The following is a 4,264-nucleotide window of genomic DNA, read 5'->3' as shown; positions in this document are numbered from 1 at the left end:
TGCAGACCGGCCTGTACATCGTCGCGGTCAACTGGCATTTGACCGGCCCCGAGATCGGCTACATCCTCTCCGACAGCGGTGCGAAAGTCCTTGTCGCCCACGAACGCTTTGCCGAAGCATGCCGAATCGCCGCCGACGAAGCCGGCCTGCCCGTCGATCGGCGGTTCGCCGTCGGCGCGATCGCCGGCTTCACCGGCCTGTCGGCGCTCGGCCAAAACGAGCCCCCGAGCCGACCTGATATCCGCACCATGGGCGCGGCGATGCTCTACACCTCGGGCACCACCGGCAAACCCAAGGGTGTGCAGCGCCCGCTGACCGGAGCCGACCCCGACGAGGTCCCGGTCGCCGCGGCGGGTTTCTTCGCGCAGTATGGCCTGCAACCCTTCGACGGCCATGTGCACCTGTGCGGGTCGCCGCTGTATCACACTGCGGTGCTGAACTTTGCGGCGATCTCTCTGCAACTGGGTCACAAGGTCGTGTTGGTGGACAAGTGGGATCCCGAAGAGATGCTGCGCCTCATCGAGCAGCACCGGGTCACCCACAGCCACATGGTGCCCACCCAGTTCCGCCGGCTGCTGGCGTTGCCGGAGGAGGTGCGGAGCCGCTACGACCTGTCGTCGCTGCGCAACGTCATCCACGGTGCGGCGCCGTGCCCGCCGGAGGTCAAAAGCCGGATGCTGGACTGGTGGGGGCCGGTGATCACCGAGTACTACGCCGCCACCGAGGGCGGCGGCACCACCATCACGGCGGCGGAGTGGCTGGCCCATCCCGGTTCGGTCGGCAGGCCCTGGTCCTACTCGGTGGTCAAGGTGCTTGACGACGACGGCAACGAGGTGCCGGCCGGGGAGGCCGGCACCGTCTACATGCAGATGGCCGGATCCAGTTTCTCCTACCACAACGACGAGAAGAAGACCGAAGAGAACCGGTCCGGCGACCTGTTCACCGTCGGCGACGTCGGCTATTTCGATTCCGACGGCTACCTGTACCTGCAGGACCGCAAGTCCAACATGATCATCTCCGGCGGAGTCAACGTCTATCCTGCCGAGATCGAAAACGAGCTGATCATGCACCCGAAGGTCGTCGACGTGGCGGTGTTCGGGGTGCCCGATGACGACTGGGGCGAGCAGATCAAGGCCGTCGTCCAGCCCATAGACGGGGCGCGCGGCGTCGTCGCCGACTCTGAAAGTCGCTCAGCGCTCACCGCCGAACTGCTGGACTACGCGCGGGGGCGGCTGGCGAAGTTCAAGTGCCCCAAGTCGATCGACTACATCGACGAGATGCCGCGCGACCCCAACGGCAAGCTGTACAAACGTCAACTACGCGACCCGTATTGGGCGGGCCGGGCAGCCAAGATCTAACGTCCTGTCGGTCGGGCGTCGCCGAACACCATCCCCACGTTGCCGGCCGACGCCGACAGCAACGCCCGCTTCGGCAGGCCCAGCGATGCCAGCTCCCGGGCGTAGGGATGCTCACCGAGCCGCAGCGTCGCACCGCCGAGTCTGGCGCGCAGCCGGGAAATCCGCATCTCCCAGGGCACTTCGCGGGTGAAGCCGTCGGTGTGGCTGTAGGCCGTCAGCATCTGCGGTCGCGAGGTGAATATCGGCGGCACCGGCAACCCGCGGCCGAACTCGATGGTGACGATACGGGCACCGTTCTCGCTGACGTCGAAGCCGAATCGTCTGGCGTCGCGAACGGTGAAGTCCGCCATGATCTTCGGGAAACCCCAGATGGCCCGGCCCGCTTCGCAGGTGAACTCCTGGTTGACCGGCAGATGGTGGATGAACGCACCGGCTGTTGCCAGCGCCCGCCACCCTCGGGCATCCGAGCCCGGCGGGTTGACCATCACGGCGGTGCCGAACTCGTGGTAGCGGCCCAGGTCGCCGTCGAGGTAGCGGGCCAGCATCAGGTTGACCACGGCGCGGCCTGGCCGGTGCTGACAGACCTGCAGTCCGGCGTAGTCGATCATCCGCTGCGCCGCCTCGGCCGCTACCCCGAACATCGCGGTATGCACATCCGCCTGACGAATCCGGACCGGCATGGTAAGCACAGTGCCGGCGATGGTGTGTTGTGACACGGCCATGACGTCCACTGTAATCCGACCCTAAGTCAGGAGTGGGAATGACTGGAGTGCTGATCGACGCGATACCGCAGACCAAACCCGACATCGACCTGACCGACGGCAACTTCTACGCGGGCGGCGGGGCGCGGGTGGCCTATCGGTGGATGCGGGCCAACGAACCGGTGTTCCGGGACCGCAACGGCCTGGCCGCGGCGTCGACGTATGCGGCCGTGATCGACGCCGAGCGCAAGCCGGAACTGTTCTCCAACACCGGGGGCATCCGCCCGGACCAGCCCGGGATGCCGTACATGATCGACATGGACGACCCGGAGCATCTGCTGCGCCGCAAACTGGTCAACGCCGGCTTCACCCGCAAGCGGGTGCACGCCCAGCGGGCGTCCATCGAAAAGCTCTGTGACACGCTGATCGATGCGGTCTGTGAGCGCGGGGAGTGCGACTTCGTCCGCGACATCGCCGCCCCGCTGCCGATGGCGGTGATCGGCGACATGCTCGGGGTGCTGCCCGAGGAACGCGCCATGTTGTTGGAGTGGTCTGACGCTCTGGTGACCGGGCAGAGCTCACACTTAGACCCCGAGTCGCCGACGTCTCGCGCGATGATGGACGCCTTCGCCGCCTATACCGCGTTCACCATCGGCATGATCGCCAAACGGCGCGCCGAACCCGCCGATGACCTGTACTCGGTTCTCATCAACGCCGAGGTGGACGGTCACCGGATGAGCGACGACGAGATCGTGATGGAGACGCTGCTGATCCTGATCGGCGGGGACGAGACCACCCGGCACGCGCTCTCCGGCGGCACCGAACAGCTGCTGCGCCACCGTGACCAGTGGGACATGCTGCGCCACGACCCGGGCCTTTTGCCCGGCGCCATCGAGGAGATGCTGCGCTGGACGTCGCCGGTGAAGAACATGTGCCGAACCCTGACCGCCGACGCCGAGTTCCACGGCACCCGGCTGCACGCGGGCGAGAAGATGATGCTGCTGTTCGAGTCGGCGAATTTCGACGAGTCGGTGTTCGACGCTCCGGAGCGTTTCGACATCCAGCGAAACCCCAACAGCCATCTGTCATTCGGCTTCGGCGCCCACTTCTGCCCCGGCAACCAGCTGGCCCGCCTGGAGCTGAGCCTGATGACCGGGCGGGTGCTGGCGCGGATGCCCGATCTGCGGCTCGCGGACGGGGCCGCTGTGCCGCTGCGACCGGCGAACTTCGTCAGCGGCCCGGAGTCGGTGCCGGTGGTGTTCACGCCCAGCGCACCGTTGCGCCGAGCGTGAAGCTGTTGCGAGTTTTCCGCCGGAAACTCACAACAGCTTCACGCTCGGCGACGGGATCAGCGTCCGCGGAACTCGGGTGCCCGTTTCTCGGCGAACGCGCGGGGTCCCTCCTTGGCGTCTTCGCTCATGAACACCGTGACCCCGATCCGGGTGTCGATCGCGAACGCCCCGTTCTCGGGCAGGCCCTCCGTCTCGCGGATCGTCCGCAGGATCGCCCGCACCGCCAGCGGTCCGTTGGCGTTGACCAATTCAGCGATCTCCAGCGCCTTGGCCAGCGCCTGCCCGTCGGCGACGACGTGCCCGATCAACCCGATCTCCTTGGCCTCGGCGGCGCTGATGTGCCTGCCGGTCAACAACAGCTCAGCGGCCACGGTGTAGGGAATCTGCCGTACCAGCCGTACCGCCGAACCGCCCATCGGGTACAGGCTCCAGCGGGCCTCGGAGATGCCGAACTTGGCGCTTTCGCCGGCCACCCGGATGTCGGTGCCCTGCAGGATCTCGGTGCCGCCGGCGATCGCGGGTCCTTCCACCGCGGCGATCAGTGGCTTGGTCAGCCGGCGGCCCTTGAGCAGTGCGTCGATGCGGGACGGGTCATAGCTGCCGTCTTTGAACGAGTCCCCGGGCGGCTTGGCGGTGGCCGCTTTGAGGTCCATGCCCGCACAGAAATACCCACCGGCACCGGTCAGGACGGCGCACCGGATGTCGTCGTCGTGGTCGACCCTGTCCCACGCCTCGACCATGATCTGCATCATTTCGCCGCTCAGCGCGTTGCGCGACGCCGGCCGGTTCAGCGTCACGATCAGGGTGTGACCGCGTTGTTCGACCAGGGCGTGCGCCTCGCTCACGGGTGTCCGCCTTTCTCCGCCACTGTGCGGGACTTGTGTCGAAATGTAACACGTTCTAGTTTGGATCC

Annotated in this window: 4 protein-coding genes; 2 read left to right on the top strand and 2 right to left on the bottom strand. The window is 66.8% G+C overall.

Annotation, left to right across the window (positions count from 1 at the left end):
* Positions 1–1,358: acyl-CoA synthetase (locus AC2VON_RS06060; protein ID WP_486952130.1), on the top strand; the 1,358-nt coding region annotated here is incomplete at its 5' end.
* Here AC2VON_RS06060 and AC2VON_RS06055 read toward each other — a convergent pair.
* A complete protein-coding gene (locus AC2VON_RS06055) occupies positions 1,355–2,080 on the bottom strand; it encodes an acetoacetate decarboxylase family protein (protein ID WP_486952129.1) in 726 nt (241 codons plus the stop codon). The genes AC2VON_RS06060 and AC2VON_RS06055 overlap by 4 nt on opposite strands.
* Before the next feature lie 38 nt (positions 2,081–2,118).
* Here AC2VON_RS06055 and AC2VON_RS06050 point away from each other — a divergent pair, with 38 nt between their 5' ends.
* Complete coding sequence (locus AC2VON_RS06050) at positions 2,119–3,351, top strand: cytochrome P450 (RefSeq protein ID WP_486952128.1); 1,233 nt, start codon at positions 2,119–2,121, stop codon at positions 3,349–3,351.
* A gap of 56 nt (positions 3,352–3,407) precedes the next feature.
* Here the strand turns inward: AC2VON_RS06050 and AC2VON_RS06045 are convergent, their stop codons facing one another.
* Positions 3,408–4,196 (bottom strand): crotonase/enoyl-CoA hydratase family protein, encoded by a 789-nt coding sequence (locus AC2VON_RS06045; RefSeq protein ID WP_486952127.1) that lies wholly within the window; start codon positions 4,194–4,196, stop codon positions 3,408–3,410.
* Positions 4,197–4,264 lie beyond the last annotated feature (68 nt).

The sequence above is a fragment of the Mycobacterium sp. TH-M82 genome (assembly GCF_057473605.1).
The sequence above is the reverse complement of the archived record's forward strand: the minus strand, read 5'-3'. Positions and strand labels throughout refer to the sequence as shown.